Origin of the sequence: Allobosea sp. R86505 (assembly GCF_042466375.1) — a bacterium.
Lineage (GTDB): Bacteria > Pseudomonadota > Alphaproteobacteria > Rhizobiales > Beijerinckiaceae > Allobosea.
The window spans coordinates 3,373,883-3,390,453 of the sequence record NZ_JAXHPY010000001.1 but is presented as its reverse complement, the minus strand read 5'-3'; the positions used below and the strand labels follow the sequence as shown (position 1 = coordinate 3,390,453).

The window sequence follows — 16,571 nt, the reverse complement described above, 5'->3', positions numbered from 1 at the left end:
TTCCGACTCGCTCGAAAAATCGGGAGCATTGTTTGGAATTGCGTAAGCATGGGCTGGCTATGCTCGGCCATGACCTTGCGTCCCCACCTCTCCATTCGCAGCCGGCTGATCCTGCTCGTCGTGAGCGCGACGCTGTTGGCGAGCGCCTTCCTCGTCGGCGTGACCGTCTGGCGCGAGACCGAGAGCTACGGTCAGTCGCGGCGCGACGCGCTCCTGAGCACGGCGCATGCGATGGCCGCCGCTGCCGCCATTCCCGTGGCGGATCAGGACTCCATTTCGACGTCGCAGGCGATCAACGCCATCGCCCGCCTGAAGGGGATCGTCTTCGCTGGCATCGAGACGGCTGACGGACGGCCGCTGGCCGAGATCGGGGCGGCCGAGCAACTCGCCGGCGATCTCGTCGTCGAGGGGGCCGACACGCGCTGGTCGCTGCCGGCGATCCTGCGCAGCCGCACCATGGAGGCGGCCGTCCCCGTCATCCATGGCGGCGTGCCGGTCGGCAGCCTGCGCATCATCGCCGACACGCGCGATCTGCCCGAACTGATCGGGCGCGCCGTCACCAGCACCCTGCTGACCGGAGCCGTCGCGACGCTGCTCGCGGTCGCGCTGGCGCTGCGGCTGCAGGGCCGCATCACCGGCCCGCTCGGCGCGCTGACGCAGACGATGATGCGCGTGCGTCGCGAGCACGATTATTCGGTCACCCTCGCCGCGACCTCCCGCGACGAGATCGGCATACTCGTCGACAGCTTCAACGGCATGATCGGCGACATCCGCGAGCGCGATCGCCGGCTCGCCGACCACCGCGACAAGCTGGAGCGCGAGGTCGCCGACCGCACCGCCGACTACCAGCGCGCCGCTCAATCCGCCGATCAGGCGAACCAGGCCAAATCCGATTTTCTGGCGACGATGAGCCATGAGATCCGCACGCCGATGAACGGCATCCTCGTGATGGCGGAGTTGCTGGCGGCGGGTGAACTGCCGGATCGCGCCCGGCGCCAAGCGGAGGTGATCGCGCGCTCGGGCACCAGCCTGCTGACCATCATCAACGACATTCTCGACATCTCGAAGATCGAGGCCGGCAAGCTCGAGGTGGAAGCCCTTGAGATCGATCCCGAGGAGACCATCGATTCCGTGCTTCAGCTCTTCGGCGATCGGGCACAGTCAAAGGCGCTCGATCTCAGCGGGTCGATCGCGACGCCGCCGGGGCTGACGGTGCGGGCCGACCCGGTCCGCCTCGGGCAGGTCCTCGCCAACCTCGTCAACAACGCGCTGAAATTCACCGAAGCCGGCGGCGTGACGGTCGCCCTGACCCGCGAGGGCGAGGGTTGGCTGCGCTTTTCGGTCTCCGATACCGGCATCGGCATTCCCGCCGACAAGCTCGAGACGATCTTCGAATCCTTCTCGCAGGCCGACCAGTCGACCACGCGCACCCATGGCGGCACCGGGCTCGGCCTCGCCATCGCCCGCCAGCTCGTCGACGCCATGGGCGGGACGCTGAAGGTGGAAAGCGCGGTCGGGCGCGGCAGCTGCTTTTCCTTTGCGCTTCCGATCGTGGCCGAGCCGGCGCTGGCCGCGGCCCCCACATCGAGCGGCCGGAAGGTCGCCATCCTTGTCTCCAGGGGCCAGACCGGCGCGATGCTCGCGCAGGAACTCGGGCGGGCCGGCTATGTGGTCTGCAGAGACGCCTCCGTGCTGGCGCAGGAGAACGCGCGCTTCGATCTGGTGCTCGCCTCGCCGGACAGGCTGCCGGCCTGCGCGAGACGCGCGGGCACCGTCGTCGTCGTGGCCGGAGCGTCGGAGGATGCCGATGCGCTGATCCGGGCCGGAGCCGCCGAAGTGCTGACCTGGCCGGTGCAGCGGCGCGACCTGGTGTCGATCCTCGCCGCGCTGCAGGACGGACAGCCGCTGCGGCGGGCTCAGGCCGCTCGGTCGGGCACGCCGGAGAGCTTGCAGTTTCCGGGCCTGCGCGTGCTGGTCGCCGATGACAGCGAGGTCAATCGCGAGGTCGCCGACGCGGCGCTGCGGCGCTTCGGCATCGCGGCGCGATTCGTCGAGGACGGCCTGCAGGCCGTCGCTGCCGCCGAGCGCGAGGTCTTCGATCTGATCCTGATGGATGGCAGCATGCCGGGTCTCGACGGCTTCGAGGCCGCGCGCGCCATCCGCGCCCGCGAGGCGCAGACGGGGCAGCCGCGCGTTCCGATCGTCGCGCTCACCGCCCATGTCGTCGGCACGGCGGCCGATGCCTGGCGCGAGGCCGGCATGGATGACGTCGTCCACAAGCCCTTCACCCTGGCGCGGCTCGGCAGCGTCATCGCGGCGCTGGCGCCGGGCGCCCGTGCGGAGGCGACGGGCTTGGCCATGGCCGCCGCTGCCGACGCCTCGCAGGAAGAGGTCGATCTCGACGAGACCGTGCTGCGCGACCTCATGGCGATGACGAACGGCTCGCTGGAGACGGTGCGGCGCATCACCGAGCTCTATCGCACCCGTTCGCTCGAGGAGGTCGAGCGTCTGGACGATGCGGCGCGCGCCGGAGACCGTGACCGCGTCGCGCAATATGCCCATGCCTTGAAGTCGATGAGCGCCAATCTCGGCGCGCGCCGGGTCGCGTCGCTTGCGGCAGAGATGGAGCGTGCGGCGCGCGAGGGCGAGGCCCCGCCCAAGCCGGACGCGGCGGCCGGACTGGCCGAGATGCTGCGTCGGACGCATCGCCTGCTCGACGAGGCGATGGCGCGCGCAGCCTGAACGAGGCCGGGCGCCGGCTCGCCCGCCTCACCAGGGCCGGCGCGGCCCGGTGTCGATGTGCAGGATGCCGTTCCAGTAGACCTTGTGCCCGCCGACCTCGGGCAGGGTGCGGACCCATTCGATGACGCTGCGCGGCCGCACGCCCGGCACGCGGAAGTCCATCGCCTCGCAGCGCTTGTGATAGGAGCCGCGCCGCGCCCGCCAGGGCGGGCGCCAGGTCGAGGTCACCTTCACCGCCCCGTATTTGTCCGCAATCCTGGTCAGGATCTGCTTCAACCGCGGTGGCAGGCAGGCGATCGATGTGCCCGGATCAGTCGAGATGCCCGGGCGGTCCGGCCTCTCGTTCGGGTCGAAGGCCGGCTCCGCGCCTGCCTTCTGGCCCGGCGTCAGCTGCGGCCATTCCGGCCCTTCGCCCTCGTCCGGCTCGCTCGTCATCGGTGAATTCGCGTCGGGCGGCGGGGCATCCTTTGCCTCGGCGGGCGCGGGAACGATGATCGGCGGCAGGGCAGGGGTGCCCGGCAGTTCGAGATCGAAGGGGCGCTGCGGCGGAAGGGGCGCGCGCATCATCGTGCCCTCCTGAGCGAGGGCCGCGATGTCCATGACACAGGCGAGCGCCAGCGACGACGCGACGAGGCGGGCGCGATGCATGCCGGTCAGGGAGCGGGCGCGGGGATGAACACGGCGCGGGTCTCGGCGCCGACCAGCGCGAACTGTGGCGACTTGGCGCAGAGTTCGGCGAGCGCGGCCGGCGCGGCGGTGATCTTCTCGAGGTCCAGAAGGGGCCGCATGGCGCTGCCGGCGAAGTAGCCTGCGAGCCAGAGCGACAGCTGGTTGCGGTCGTTCTCGTTCATGGCGGTGAAATCCGAACAGCTCGCGCGAGTCAGGTCGAGCGCCTCGGCGCGGAGGCCGGCCGCGGGTCCGAGAGCCGCCAGCAGCAGGATCGGCGAAGCGAGCAGGAGCCGGCGGTGCGCGCGCATCAGGAGCCTTTCTCGGTGGGGCGGCAGGGCCGCGGGAATGAGTCGATTCGGCGCGAGTGTGTCGGGTCACGCCGGCCTCGGCTAGCGACAAGTCCGCTCTATGCGGCGAAATTCCGGCGGACCTTGTCGAGCCGCCGGACGGCGAGAGCCGAAACGGCTATGCTTGCGCCAGAATCAACCCTGCCGCGCGATGCTGCGGCGCGGCGAAGTCTTGCTTCATTCTAATCGAGGGTCTAATCGACACCGGCGGCACGTTGCCGCCATCCGGTTGACGGGAACGCCCATGCAAGCCCTTCCAGTGCCGTCCCTGCTGAACGACTATCTGCCGCTGGTGATCTTCATCGGCGTTTCGGCGTTCATCGGTCTGGCACTGCTGATCGCGCCTTTCGCGATCGCCTATTCGAAGCCGGATCCGGAAAAGCTCTCGGCCTATGAGTGTGGGTTCAACGCCTTCGACGACGCGCGCATGAAGTTCGATGTGCGCTTTTACCTGGTGGCGATCCTGTTCATCATTTTCGATCTCGAAGTCGCCTTTCTGTTTCCCTGGGCGGTCGCCTTCGGTGGACTCGGCTGGTATGGGTTCTGGTCGATGATGGTGTTCCTCGGCGTGCTGACGGTCGGCTTCGTCTATGAGTGGCGCAAGGGTGCGCTGGAGTGGGACTAACTGTCGCCTCGCAGCCTCAAAGCGCGAGACATATCTGACGGTTACGGTTCACGAGGATACGACAATGGCAACAACAGCGATCGACCGCGGTGACCCGCTCGTCGCCCCTGCGCCGAAGGGCCTGCTCGGGCCCGACGGTCTGCCCGTCGGCCAGCGCGACCCGTTCTTCACGGCGATCAACAGCGAACTCGCCGACAAGGGCTTCCTCGTCACCGCCACCGACGACCTGATCAACTGGTCGCGCACCGGCTCGTTGATGTGGATGACTTTTGGGCTCGCCTGCTGCGCCGTCGAGATGATGCAGCTCTCGATGCCGCGCTACGACGTCGAGCGTTTCGGCTTCGCGCCGCGCGCCTCACCGCGCCAGTCAGACGTGATGATCGTCGCGGGCACGCTGACCAACAAGATGGCTCCGGCGCTGCGCAAGGTCTATGACCAGATGCCGGAGCCGCGCTACGTCATCTCGATGGGCTCCTGCGCCAATGGCGGCGGCTACTACCACTACAGCTATTCGGTGGTGCGCGGCTGCGACCGCATCGTGCCGATCGACATCTATGTGCCGGGCTGCCCGCCGACGGCGGAGGCGCTGCTCTACGGCGTGCTGCTGCTGCAGAAGAAAATCCGGCGGACGGGCACGATCGAGAGGTGAGCCATGGCTGAGCCCGTCGATATGATCGTGCCGCTGCTCCGCGAGATGCGGGCCGATATTCTGGCGCGCCTCGACCAGCACTCGACCCGCTTCGATCTCGTGGATCGACGGTTGACCAAGATCGAAGGGCATATCGAGTCCTTCCGGCACGCTCTGACGGCGGACACGTTGATGAGCAAACTCGTCACCGGTGAATTTGAAGAGCGCAACGAGGCGCTCGAGGCCAAGGTTCGCGAACTGGAGTCGCACAAGTGAGCGAAGCGCTCGTACAACTCGGCGAAGAGATCAAGGCGGCGCTGCCGGGCGCGGTCACCGAGGCCGTCGTCGCCTTCGGCGAACTGACGGTTCATGCCGAGGCGGCCTCAATCCTCGAGGTGATGAGGACGCTCTCGGGCGACCGCCGCTTCCGGTTCGTCAACTTCACCGACATCGCCGGCGCCGACTATCCCGGCCGCGAGAAGCGCTTCGACGTCGTCTACCATCTGCTGGCGCCCTATTCGAACCGCCGCATCCGCGTGAAGGTCCAGACCGACGAGGCCACGCCCGTGCCCTCGATCATCGAGGTCTTCCCGGCGGCGAACTGGTACGAGCGCGAGGCCTACGACTTCTACGGCATCCTGTTCTCGGGTCATCCGGACCTGCGCCGCATCCTCACCGATTACGGCTTCGAGGGCTATCCGCTGCGCAAGGACTTCCCGCTGACCGGCTATGTCGAGGTCCGTTACGACGACGAGCAGAAGCGGGTCGTCTACGAGCCGGTGAAGCTCAACCAGGAATTCAGGAATTTCGACTTTCTCTCGCCCTGGGAAGGGACGGACTATGTCCTCCCGGGCGACGAAAAAGCGAAGACGGCCTGATCGGAGCCGGACATGTCTGAGCATAACATCCGGAACTTCTCGATCAATTTCGGCCCGCAGCACCCGGCCGCCCATGGCGTTCTGCGTCTTGTGCTGGAACTCGACGGCGAGATCGTGGAGCGCGTCGATCCGCATATCGGCCTGCTGCACCGCGGCACCGAGAAGCTGATCGAGGCCAAGACCTATCTCCAGGCGATGCCCTATTTCGACCGGCTCGATTACGTCGCGCCGATGAACCAGGAGCATGCCTTCTGCCTGGCCGTCGAGAAGCTGATGGATGTGACGGTGCCGCGTCGCGGCCAGCTCATCCGCGTGCTCTATTCCGAGATCGGCCGCATCCTCTCGCACATCCTCAACGTCACCACGCAGGCGATGGACGTCGGCGCGCTGACGCCGCCGCTCTGGGGCTTCGAGGAGCGCGAGAAGCTGATGGTGTTCTATGAGCGTGCCTCGGGCGCGCGCATGCATGCCGCCTATTTCCGCCCCGGCGGCGTGCATCAGGACCTGCCGCCCTCGCTGATCCACGACATCGCCGAGTGGTGCGACCCGTTCCTGCAGGTCTGCGACGACCTTGAGGGCCTGCTCACCGACAACCGCATCTTTAAGCAGCGCAATGTCGACATCGGCGTGGTCGATCTCGACACCTGCTGGAAATGGGGCTTCTCGGGCGTGATGGTCCGCGGCTCCGGCGCGGCCTGGGACCTGCGCAAGTCGCAGCCCTATGAGTGCTATGGCGAGATGGATTTCGACATCCCCATCGGCAAGAACGGCGACTGCTACGACCGCTACTGCATCCGCATGGAGGAGATGCGGCAGTCAGTGCGCATCATGAAGCAGTGCTGCGAGAAGCTCCTCTCCGCCGATGGCGGCGGGCCGATCTCGGCGCTCGACGGCAAGATGGTGCCGCCCAAGCGCGGCGAGATGAAGCGCTCGATGGAAGCGCTGATCCACCATTTCAAGCTCTACACCGAGGGCTTCAAGGTGCCCGCGGGCGAGGTTTACGCCGCCGTCGAGGCGCCTAAGGGCGAGTTCGGCGTCTATCTCGTCGCCGACGGCACCAACAAGCCCTACCGGGTCAAGATCAAGGCGCCGGGCTTCGCCCATCTCCAAGCCATGGATTTCATGTGCCGCAAGCACATGCTGGCGGACGTCTCCGCGATCCTGGGCTCCCTCGATATCGTCTTTGGTGAAGTTGACCGCTGATGTCCGTCCGTCGTCTTGCCCCCGATGCCGTCCAGCCCGCCTCCTTCGCCTTCGATGCGGCGAACGAGAACTGGGCTGATCAGCAGATCGCCAAATATCCGGAGGGGCGCCAGGCCTCGGCCGTGATCCCGCTGCTGTGGAAGGCGCAGGAGCAGCATGACGGCTGGCTGCCGCGGGCCGCGATCGAGGCGGTCGCGCGCAAGCTCGGCATGGCGCCGATGCGGGTGATGGAGGTCGCGACCTTCTACACCATGTTCAACCTGCAGCCGGTCGGCGCGCATTTCGTGCAGCTCTGCGGCACCACGCCCTGCGCCCTGCGCGGCGCGGAGGCGCTGAAGAAGGTCTGTCAGGACGTCATCGGTCCGCAATCGACGGTGACCGCGGACGGCAAGCTCTCCTGGCTCGAGGTCGAGTGCCTCGGCGCCTGCTGCAACGCCCCGATGGCGCAGATCAATTTCGATTACTACGAGGATCTGACGCCCGAGAACTTCAAGGCGCTGCTGGAGGATCTCCGCCACGGCCGGCCGACGAAGCCAGGCCCGCAGAATGGCCGCTCGGGTTCGGAGCCGCTCGGCGGCGGCGAGACCCTGAAGGACCCGGCCCTCTATGACGGCACGGTGATCGGCGCCGGTGACTGGCAGAAGCGGGTCACCGAGCAGCGCAAGGCCGCCGCCGAAGCCGCTGCCGCCAAGGCCGCCGCCGAAGCGGAAGCCAAGAAGGCAGACGCGCCCAAGCCCGACGCGCCCAAGGCAGACGCTCCAAAGACCGATGCGACGCCTGCAGCGGCGGCGAAGCCGGCGACCGAGACCGCGGCTGCGGGCCGTCCAAAGCCGTCCGAGCCGGGCCAGCCCACCAGCGCCGCCAACGACACGCCCGCGACCCAGGGAAAGATCGACGGCAAGTCGGCGGGTGAAGCCGCCAAGACCAGCAAGCCGCGAGAGTGAGGAGGTGGCAATGGCCGAAGTCACCAACGAACTGATCTACGAGGTGCTCAAGGCCGTTCAGGCGCGGCTCGGTAACCTCGAAGAGGCCATTCGCGATCAGCATGGCCAACTCTCCGGGGTACGCGGGGATTTGCGTTCAATTCATACGGCAATCGGTGCGGTCAAGACAGATATCGGCAATATCTACGATACACATGGTGCGATGGACTCGAGGCTGGCGCGTATCGAGCGCCGCCTCGAAATCATCGACACGCCCGTGAACTGAGGCAGACTGATGCTCGCCGATCGCGATCGTATTTTCACCAATCTCTACGGCCTTCACGACCTGTCGCTGAAGGGCGCCATGGCGCGCGGCGCTTGGGACGGCACCAAGTTCCTGCTGGAGCAGGGCCGCGACTGGATCATCGACGAGATGAAGAAGTCCGGCCTGCGCGGCCGCGGCGGCGCCGGCTTCCCGACCGGGCTGAAATGGTCCTTCATGCCCAAGCAGAACGACGGGCGCCCGCACTACCTCGTCGTCAATGCCGACGAGTCGGAGCCCGGCACCTGCAAGGATCGCGAGATCATGCGCAACGACCCGCATACGCTGGTCGAGGGCTGTCTGATCGCCTCCTTCGCGATGGGCGCCCATGCGGCCTACATCTACATCCGCGGCGAATATGTCCGTGAGCGCGAGGCGCTGCAGCGCGCCGTCGACGAGGCCTATGAGGCCAAGCTCATCGGCAAGGACAACGTCCACGGCTATCCCTTTGATCTCTATGTGCATCACGGCGCCGGCGCTTATATCTGCGGCGAGGAGACGGCCCTGCTCGAAAGCCTCGAGGGCAAGAAGGGCATGCCGCGGATGAAGCCGCCATTCCCGGCCAATGTCGGCTTGTATGGCTGCCCGACCACGGTGAACAATGTCGAGTCGATCGCGGTGGCGCCAACCATCCTGCGCCGCGGCGCGAGCTGGTTTTCCTCGCTCGGCAACCCCAACAATGTCGGCACCAAGCTGTTCTGCATCTCGGGCCATGTGAACAAGCCCTGCAATGTCGAGGAGGTGATGGGCATCACCTTCCGCGAGCTGATCGACCGGCATTGCGGCGGCGTCCGCGGCGGCTGGGACAACCTCAAGGCGGTCATCCCCGGCGGCTCCTCGGTGCGGATGGTTCCCGCCGAGCAGATCATCGACACGCCGATGGATTTCGACTCGCTGTCGAAGCTGAAATCGGGCCTCGGCACCGCGGCCGTGATCGTCATGGACAAGTCCACCGACGTCATCCGCGCCATCGCCCGCCTCAGCCATTTCTACAAGCATGAGAGCTGCGGCCAGTGCACGCCCTGCCGCGAGGGCACCGGCTGGATGTGGCGCGTCATGGAGCGCATGGTCGAGGGCCGCGCCCAGAAGCGCGAGATCGACATGCTGCTCGACGTCACCAAGCAGATCGAGGGCCACACGATCTGTGCGCTCGGCGACGCCGCCGCCTGGCCGATCCAGGGCCTGATCGCGCATTTCCGTCACGAGATCGAGCAGCGCATCGACGACTATGCCGCCAACCCGCACAGCGAGCCCGTGCGCATGATGGCGGCGGAGTGAGAGCATGACCAAACTCATCATCGACGGCATCGAGGTCGACGTTCCCGCCGAATACACGGTCCTGCAGGCCTGCGAGGCGGCGGGAGCCGAGGTGCCGCGCTTCTGCTTCCACGAGCGGCTCTCCATCGCCGGCAATTGCCGCATGTGCCTCGTCGAGGTGAAGGGCGGCCCGCCGAAGCCCCAGGCGTCGTGTGCCATCGGCGTGCGCGATCTGCGCCCCGGCCCCAATGGCGAGCCGCCGGTCGTCTCGACCAAGTCGCCCATGGTCAAGAAGGCGCGCGAGGGGGTGATGGAGTTCCTCCTGATCAACCACCCGCTGGATTGCCCGATCTGCGACCAAGGCGGCGAGTGCGACCTGCAGGACCAGGCGATGGCCTATGGCGTCGACACCTCGCGCTATGCCGAGAACAAGCGCGCGGTCGAGGACAAGTATATCGGCCCGCTGGTCAAGACCTCGATGACGCGCTGCATCCAGTGCACGCGCTGCGTCCGCTTCACCACCGAAGTGGCGGGCGGCTCCGATCTCGGCGCCATCGGGCGCGGCGAGGACATGGAGATCACCACCTATCTCGAGCAGGCGATGACCTCGGAGCTCCAGGGCAACGTCGTCGATCTCTGCCCGGTCGGCGCGCTGACCTCGAAGCCCTACCAGAACAAGGCCCGCCCCTGGGAGCTGACCAAGACGCAGTCCATCGACGTGATGGACGCTATCGGCTCGGCGATCCGCGTCGATTCCCGCGGCAAGGAGGTCATGCGCATCCTGCCCCGCCTCAACGAGGCGGTGAACGAGGAGTGGATCTCCGACAAGACCCGCCACATCGTCGACGGCCTGCGCACGCAGCGTCTCGACCGGCCCTATATCCGCCAGAACGGCGCGCTGCGCCCGGCCTCCTGGGCCGAGGCTTTCGCGCTGATCGCGGAAAAGGTGAAGGCGGCCGAGCCGGAGAAGATCGGCGCCATCGCCGGCGATCTCGCCGCGGTCGAGGAGATGTTCGCGCTGCAGGGCCTTATCGCCTCACTCGGCAGTGCCAATCTCGATTGTCGTCAGGACGGCACCAGGCTGCATCCGAAATTCGGCCGCGCCAGCTACATCCTGAACGCCGGCATCGCGGGCATCGAGCGGGCGACGTCGCTGCTGATCATCGGCGCCAACCCGCGCCGCGAAGCGCCGATCCTGAACGCACGCATCCGCAAGCGCTGGCTGCGCGGCGATTTCAAGATCCAGGTCATCGGTGAGAAAGCCGACCTGACCTATGACTACGACTATCTCGGCGCCGGTGCCGACACGCTGGCGGATCTCGCCGGCAAGGCGGAGCAGGCCGGCGAGCGGCCGATGGTGCTGGTCGGGCAGGGCGCTCTCGCCCGCGGCGACGGCGAGGCTGTCCTCGCGCTGGCCGCCAAGGCCGCCCGGGCGCTGGGCGCTGTCTCGGAAGGCTGGAACGGCTTCGGCGTGCTGCACACGGCGGCCTCGCGCGTCGGCGGGCTCGATCTCGGCTTCGTGCCGGGTGAGGGCGGGCTCGACGTCGCCGGCATGCTCGCGCCGGGTGCGCTCGACGTCCTGTTCCTGCTCGGCGCCGACGAGATCGAGGTGCCGGCAGGCGCCTTCGTGATCTATCAGGGCACGCATGGCGACAAGGGCGCGCACCGCGCCGACGTCATCCTGCCGGGCTCGGCCTACACCGAGAAGTCCGGCACCTACGTCAACACCGAAGGCCGCGTGCAGATGACCGACCGCGCCACCTTCCCGCCGGGCGACGCCCGCGAGGACTGGGCGGTCCTGCGGGCGCTGTCGGCGGCTCTGGCCAAGACACTGCCCTTCGACTCGCTGGCCGGCCTGCGCAAGGCGCTCTATGCGGCCCACCCGCATTTCGCCGCGCTCGACCGGCTCGATCCGGCTGACGCTTCCGGGCTCGGCGCGCTCGCTGATCTCGGCGGCAAGGCCGAGAAGACCGGCTTCGTCTCGCCGGTCGCCGATTTCTACCAGACCAACCCGATCGCGCGCGCTTCCGCCGTGATGGCCGAGTGTTCCGCGCTGGCCTCCGGCCGGTTGCAGCAGGCGGCGGAGTAACCGGCCATGAACTGGGACCTCGTTCTCGATCTCGCGATCATGCTGGGCAAGAGCTTCCTGCTCATCGCCTGCCTGCTGGTCTTCATCGCCTATATCCTGCTGGCCGACCGCAAGATCTGGGCGGCGGTGCAGTTGCGGCGCGGCCCCAACGTGGTCGGGCCCTTCGGCCTGTTCCAGAGCTTCGCCGACCTGCTGAAATTCGCCTTCAAGGAGCCGATCATCCCGTCGGGTGCCAACAAGGGCGTCTTCCTGCTGGCGCCGCTGGTGACCTGCCTGTTGGCGCTGTCGGCCTGGGCGGTGATCCCGGTGGCCGAGGGCTGGGCGATCGCCGACATCAATGTCGGCATCCTCTATGTGCTCGCGATCTCCTCGCTGGGCATCTACGGCATCATCATGGCCGGCTGGGCCTCGAACTCGAAATATCCCTTCATGGGCGCGCTGCGCTCGGCGGCGCAGATGGTCTCCTACGAGGTCTCGATCGGCTTCGTCATCATCACCGTGCTGCTCTGCGTCGGCTCGCTGAACCTCTCGGCCATCGTCGAGGCGCAGAACACGAAGGTCGGCCTGTTCGGCTGGTACTGGCTGCCGCTGTTCCCGATGTTCGTGATCTTCTTCATCTCGGCGCTGGCCGAGACGAACCGGCCGCCCTTCGACCTGCCGGAGGCGGAATCGGAGCTCGTCGCCGGCTACATGGTCGAATACTCCTCGACCCCGTATCTGCTGTTCATGCTCGGCGAATACGTGGCGATCATGACCATGTGCGCCATGATGGTGATCCTGTTCCTCGGGGGCTGGCTGCCGCCGTTCCCGGTCGCGCCCTTCACCTGGGTGCCGGGCGTCGTCTGGTTCATGATCAAGGTCTGTGGCGTCTTCTTCATGTTCGCGATGGTGAAGGCCTTCGTGCCGCGCTACCGCTACGACCAGCTGATGCGGTTGGGCTGGAAGGTCTTCCTGCCGCTCTCGCTGGTCTCTGTCGTGGTCGTCGCCTTCGTGCTGCAACTCACCGGCTGGGGGCCGGTGCGCTGATGGCGGTCTCCGCCGGCCTGATCGGCGCGCTGATCGGGCTTGTGCTGGGGATCGTCGAATACAGGATCGTGTCGGCGGTGGTCATCGGGGCCCTGCGCCGGACCGATCGGTCGCAGACGCAGGCCGAGCGTGACGATTACGAGCGTCGCATCGGCTTCGTCAGGGCAGCGCTGGTCGTTTTGATGATCGGCGTCACGCCCGTGCTGGGTTACGTGATCGGCCAGACGGTGTTTGGCTGAGTGGGAAGGACGAAGAGCATGTCGCTCGCACAAGCCGCCAAAGGCCTGCTGCTGAAGGAGTTCGTCGGCGCGTTCGCGCTGTCGATGCGCTATTTCTTCAAGCCGAAGGCGACCATCAACTATCCCTTTGAGAAGAACCCGCAGAGCCCGCGCTTCCGCGGCGAGCATGCGCTGCGCCGTTATCCCAATGGCGAGGAGCGCTGCATCGCCTGCAAGCTCTGCGAGGCGATCTGCCCGGCGCAGGCCATCACCATCGAGGCCGGCCCGCGCCGCAACGACGGCACGCGCCGCACCACGCGCTACGACATCGACATGACCAAGTGCATCTATTGCGGCTTCTGCCAGGAGGCCTGCCCGGTCGATGCCATCGTCGAGGGGCCGAACTTCGAATTCGCGACCGAGACGCGCGAGGAGCTGTTTTACGACAAGGACCGGCTGCTCGAGAACGGCGCCCGCTGGGAACGCGAGATCGCCCGCAACATCGCGATGGACGCCCCCTATCGCTGAGGCTTCGGCCAGACCCGTCGCGCGGTTGTCGCAGCCGGTGGGCCTGACTATAGACGCTCCAAACGGCGTCCGGCGAGAGTCGGGCGCAGGTGAACACGAGAGCCGCCCGCCTGGGCGGAAAGGCTGACCGAGATGAATGCCGCAGCGGCTTTCTTCTATCTGTTCGCAGGCATCACCGTCGCTTCGGCGTTCATGGTGGTGACCTCGCGCAACCCCGTTCACTCGGTGCTCTTCCTGATCCTGGCCTTCGTCAACGCGGCCGGGTTGTTCCTGCTGCTCGGGGCCGAATTCCTCGCGATGCTGCTGATCGTCGTCTATGTCGGCGCGGTCGCGGTGCTCTTCCTCTTCGTGGTGATGATGCTCGACGTCGATTTCGCCGAGTTCCGCCAGGGCTTCCTGAATTATCTCCCGATCGGCGCCCTGATCGGCCTGATCTTCGCGGTCGAGCTGCTGCTCGTCGTCGGCGCCTGGGTCATCGACCCGCAGATCGTGCGCGCGCCGGTCGCCGCCATCCCCGCCGGCATCACCAACACCGAGGCGATCGGGCGGGTGCTCTACACCCAGTATGTCTACTACTTCCAGGCCGCCGGCCTCGTCCTTCTCGTCGCCATGATCGGCGCGATCGTGCTGACCCTGCGCGATCGCCCCGGCATCAAGCGCCAGGACATCGCGCAGCAGAACGCGCGCACCAAGGCGACCGCCATGGACGTCAAGAAGGTGCAGCCGGGCGCCGCGCTGCCGGAGGAGACGGTCTGATGATCGGGCTTGGCCACTACCTCGCCGTCGGGGCGATCCTCTTCACGCTGGGCGTGCTCGGCATCTTCCTGAACCGCAAGAACGTCATCGTCATCCTGATGTCGGTCGAACTGATCCTGCTGGCGGTGAACCTGAACTTCGTCGCCTTCTCGAGCTTCCTGAACGACATCGTCGGGCAGATCTTCGCGCTGCTGGTGCTGACCGTGGCGGCCGCGGAAGCCGCCATCGGGCTCGCCATTCTCGTCGTCTACTTCCGCAACCGCGGCACGATCGCGGTGGAAGACATCAACATGATGAAAGGCTGAGGCGTAGCAACGCCCGGATCCGCCCCATGTATCACGCGATCGTCTTCCTCCCCCTGATCGGCTTCCTGATCGCCGGCCTCTTCGGCCGTCTGATCGGCGCGCGCGGCTCGGAGATCGTCACCACCTCGCTGCTGATCGTCTCGGCCGTCCTGTCCTGGATCGCCCTATTCAGCGTCGGTTTCGGCTCCGGCACGACGCGAATCCAGGTCGCGACCTGGATGTCCTCGGGCGGGCTGCAGGTCGACTGGGCCTTCCGCGTCGACACGCTGACCGTGGTCATGCTGGTCGTGGTCAACACCGTCTCCTCGCTCGTGCACCTCTACTCGATCGGGTACATGCACGAGGATCCGCACCGGCCGCGCTTCTTCGCCTATCTGTCGCTCTTCACCTTCGCCATGCTGATGCTAGTGACGGCCGACAACCTCGTGCAGATGTTCTTCGGCTGGGAGGGCGTCGGCCTCGCCTCCTATCTGCTGATCGGCTTCTGGTACCAGAAGCCCTCGGCCTGCGCCGCGGCGATGAAGGCCTTCATCGTCAACCGCGTCGGCGATTTCGGCTTCCTGCTCGGCATCTTCCTGGTCTTCGTCCTGACCGGCTCGGTTGCCTTCGACACCATCTTCCCGCAGATCGCCGGCCTGACCGAGAAGACCTTCCGTTTCCTCGGCTATGACTGGAACGCGCTGACGCTGACCGCGCTGCTGCTGTTCATGGGCGCCATGGGCAAGTCGGCCCAGTTCCTGCTGCACACCTGGCTGCCCGACGCGATGGAGGGCCCGACCCCGGTCTCGGCCCTCATCCACGCCGCGACCATGGTCACCGCCGGCGTCTTCATGGTCGCGCGCCTGTCGCCGATCTTCGAATACGCCCCGGTGGCGCTCACCGTCGTCATCGTCATCGGCGCGACGACCGCGTTCTTCGCCGCCACTGTCGGCCTCGTCCAGAACGACATCAAGCGTGTCATCGCCTACTCGACCTGCTCGCAGCTGGGCTACATGTTCGTCGCGCTGGGCGTCGGTGCCTATTCGGCCGGCGTCTTCCACCTCTTCACCCACGCCTTCTTCAAGGCGCTGCTGTTCCTCGGCGCCGGCTCGGTCATCCATGCCATGCATCACGAGCAGGACATGCGGAACATGGGTGGCTTGCGGAAGCACATCCCGCTGACGGCGGCCGCCATGACCATCGGCACGCTGGCGCTGACGGGCTTCCCGCTCTTCGCCGGCTACTTCTCCAAGGACGCGATCATCGAGAGCGCCTATGCCGCGGTCGCGCATAAGGGCTTCGCCGCCTCCTATGCCTTCGTGCTGCTGGTGGTCGCCGCCTGCTTCACCTCGTTCTACTCCTGGCGGCTCTACTTCATGACCTTCGAGGGCAAGCCGCGCTGGGGTGCGGATGCCCACGCGTCTCATGGTCACGCTGCGCATGGTCACGACGATCATGCCCATGCCGGTCATGCGCATGACGACCATCACGGCCATGGTCATGACCACAAGCCGCATGAGAGCCCGCTGGTGATGTTGATCCCGCTCGCGGTGCTCTCGCTCGGCGCGGGGGCCGCGGGCTTTGCCTTCAAGGGCGCCTTCATCGGTGATGGCTACGACGCCTTCTGGAAGGCCTCGCTCTTCACGGCTAAGGACAACCACATCCTGCACGAGATGCACGACGTGCCGAAATGGGTGATCTGGTCGCCCTTCGTCGCCATGCTGATCGGCTTCGTGCTGGCGCTCTACATGTATGTCCTGCGCCCCGACGTGCCTGGCAAGCTCGCGGCCGCCAACCCGGTCCTGTACCGCTTCCTGCTCAACAAGTGGTATTTCGACGAGATCTACGACTTCCTGTTCGTGAAGCCGTCGATGTGGATCGGCAAGTTCCTCTGGAAGAAGGGCGACGGCTTCGTCATCGACGGCATGGGCCCGGACGGGATTTCCGCCCGCGTCGTCGACGTCACCAACCGGGTCGTGCGGCTGCAGACCGGCTATCTCTACCACTATGCCTTCGCCATGCTCATGGGCGTCGCGGGCCTGGTGACCTGGTATCTCGTGGCGCGCGGGTGAGATG

Annotated in this window: 18 protein-coding genes; 16 read left to right on the top strand and 2 right to left on the bottom strand. The window is 66.6% G+C overall.

Annotated elements, in window-relative coordinates:
- The first annotated feature begins 69 nt into the window (after nt 1–69).
- Nucleotides 70–2,742: an ATP-binding protein gene (locus tag SJY11_RS16275; protein ID WP_376987779.1), complete on the top strand. Its 2,673-nt coding sequence runs from the start codon at nt 70–72 to the stop codon at nt 2,740–2,742.
- 27 nt (nt 2,743–2,769) lie between these two features.
- Here SJY11_RS16275 and SJY11_RS16270 read toward each other — a convergent pair whose 3' ends face one another.
- On the bottom strand, nt 2,770–3,390 hold the full coding sequence (locus SJY11_RS16270; protein WP_376987777.1) for a YcbK family protein: 621 nt from the start codon (nt 3,388–3,390) through the stop codon (nt 2,770–2,772).
- A 5-nt stretch (nt 3,391–3,395) separates the two neighbouring features.
- On the bottom strand, nt 3,396–3,719 hold the full coding sequence (locus tag SJY11_RS16265) for an HdeA/HdeB family chaperone (protein ID WP_326911987.1): 324 nt from the start codon (nt 3,717–3,719) through the stop codon (nt 3,396–3,398).
- Between the two features lie 298 nt (nt 3,720–4,017).
- On the opposite strand from SJY11_RS16265, the gene SJY11_RS16260 reads away from it, so the two are divergent.
- The 15 genes from SJY11_RS16260 (at nt 4,018) to nuoL (ending at nt 16,567) form a co-directional block, all read left to right on the top strand.
- A complete protein-coding gene (locus SJY11_RS16260; protein ID WP_326912241.1) occupies nt 4,018–4,383 on the top strand; it encodes an NADH-quinone oxidoreductase subunit A in 366 nt (121 codons plus the stop codon).
- A 64-nt stretch (nt 4,384–4,447) separates the two neighbouring features.
- Entirely contained in the window at nt 4,448–5,032 is a 585-nt protein-coding gene (locus SJY11_RS16255; protein WP_054141301.1) for a NuoB/complex I 20 kDa subunit family protein, read from the top strand.
- Nucleotides 5,033–5,035: 3 nt separating this feature from the next.
- A complete protein-coding gene (locus tag SJY11_RS16250; protein ID WP_376987775.1) occupies nt 5,036–5,287 on the top strand; it encodes a hypothetical protein in 252 nt (83 codons plus the stop codon).
- Entirely contained in the window at nt 5,284–5,889 is a 606-nt protein-coding gene (locus tag SJY11_RS16245; protein WP_376987773.1) for an NADH-quinone oxidoreductase subunit C, read from the top strand. Before SJY11_RS16250 ends, SJY11_RS16245 begins: the two co-directional genes overlap by 4 nt.
- A 12-nt stretch (nt 5,890–5,901) precedes the next feature.
- Nucleotides 5,902–7,092, top strand: a complete 1,191-nt coding sequence (locus SJY11_RS16240; RefSeq protein ID WP_376987771.1) for an NADH-quinone oxidoreductase subunit D — start codon at nt 5,902–5,904, stop codon at nt 7,090–7,092.
- The gene (gene nuoE / locus SJY11_RS16235; protein ID WP_376987769.1) at nt 7,092–8,036 is read left to right on the top strand and encodes an NADH-quinone oxidoreductase subunit NuoE; all 945 of its coding nucleotides are present in this window, start codon (nt 7,092–7,094) and stop codon (nt 8,034–8,036) included. Before SJY11_RS16240 ends, nuoE begins: the two co-directional genes overlap by 1 nt.
- A 10-nt stretch (nt 8,037–8,046) precedes the next feature.
- A complete protein-coding gene (locus SJY11_RS16230; RefSeq protein ID WP_376987766.1) occupies nt 8,047–8,301 on the top strand; it encodes a hypothetical protein in 255 nt (84 codons plus the stop codon).
- A gap of 9 nt (nt 8,302–8,310) precedes the next feature.
- Nucleotides 8,311–9,615, top strand: a complete 1,305-nt coding sequence (gene nuoF / locus SJY11_RS16225) for an NADH-quinone oxidoreductase subunit NuoF (protein WP_326911991.1) — start codon at nt 8,311–8,313, stop codon at nt 9,613–9,615.
- Nucleotides 9,616–9,619: 4 nt separating this feature from the next.
- A complete protein-coding gene (gene nuoG, locus SJY11_RS16220) occupies nt 9,620–11,683 on the top strand; it encodes an NADH-quinone oxidoreductase subunit NuoG (RefSeq protein ID WP_376987764.1) in 2,064 nt (687 codons plus the stop codon).
- 6 nt (nt 11,684–11,689) lie between these two features.
- Nucleotides 11,690–12,709, top strand: a complete 1,020-nt coding sequence (gene nuoH, locus SJY11_RS16215) for an NADH-quinone oxidoreductase subunit NuoH (RefSeq protein ID WP_376987762.1) — start codon at nt 11,690–11,692, stop codon at nt 12,707–12,709.
- Nucleotides 12,709–12,948 carry a hypothetical protein gene (locus SJY11_RS16210; protein ID WP_376987760.1) on the top strand — a complete coding sequence of 80 codons (240 nt, stop codon included), beginning with the start codon at nt 12,709–12,711 and terminating at the stop codon, nt 12,946–12,948. Before nuoH ends, SJY11_RS16210 begins: the two co-directional genes overlap by 1 nt.
- Nucleotides 12,949–12,966: 18 nt before the next feature.
- Nucleotides 12,967–13,455 carry an NADH-quinone oxidoreductase subunit NuoI gene (gene nuoI / locus SJY11_RS16205; RefSeq protein ID WP_069054985.1) on the top strand — a complete coding sequence of 163 codons (489 nt, stop codon included), beginning with the start codon at nt 12,967–12,969 and terminating at the stop codon, nt 13,453–13,455.
- 132 nt (nt 13,456–13,587) lie between these two features.
- Complete coding sequence (locus tag SJY11_RS16200) at nt 13,588–14,211, top strand: NADH-quinone oxidoreductase subunit J (RefSeq protein WP_069054986.1); 624 nt, start codon at nt 13,588–13,590, stop codon at nt 14,209–14,211.
- The gene (gene nuoK / locus SJY11_RS16195) at nt 14,208–14,516 is read left to right on the top strand and encodes an NADH-quinone oxidoreductase subunit NuoK (RefSeq protein ID WP_054141432.1); all 309 of its coding nucleotides are present in this window, start codon (nt 14,208–14,210) and stop codon (nt 14,514–14,516) included. Before SJY11_RS16200 ends, nuoK begins: the two co-directional genes overlap by 4 nt.
- A 26-nt stretch (nt 14,517–14,542) precedes the next feature.
- Complete coding sequence (gene nuoL, locus SJY11_RS16190; RefSeq protein ID WP_376987758.1) at nt 14,543–16,567, top strand: NADH-quinone oxidoreductase subunit L; 2,025 nt, start codon at nt 14,543–14,545, stop codon at nt 16,565–16,567.
- Nucleotides 16,568–16,571: the final 4 nt, after the last annotated feature.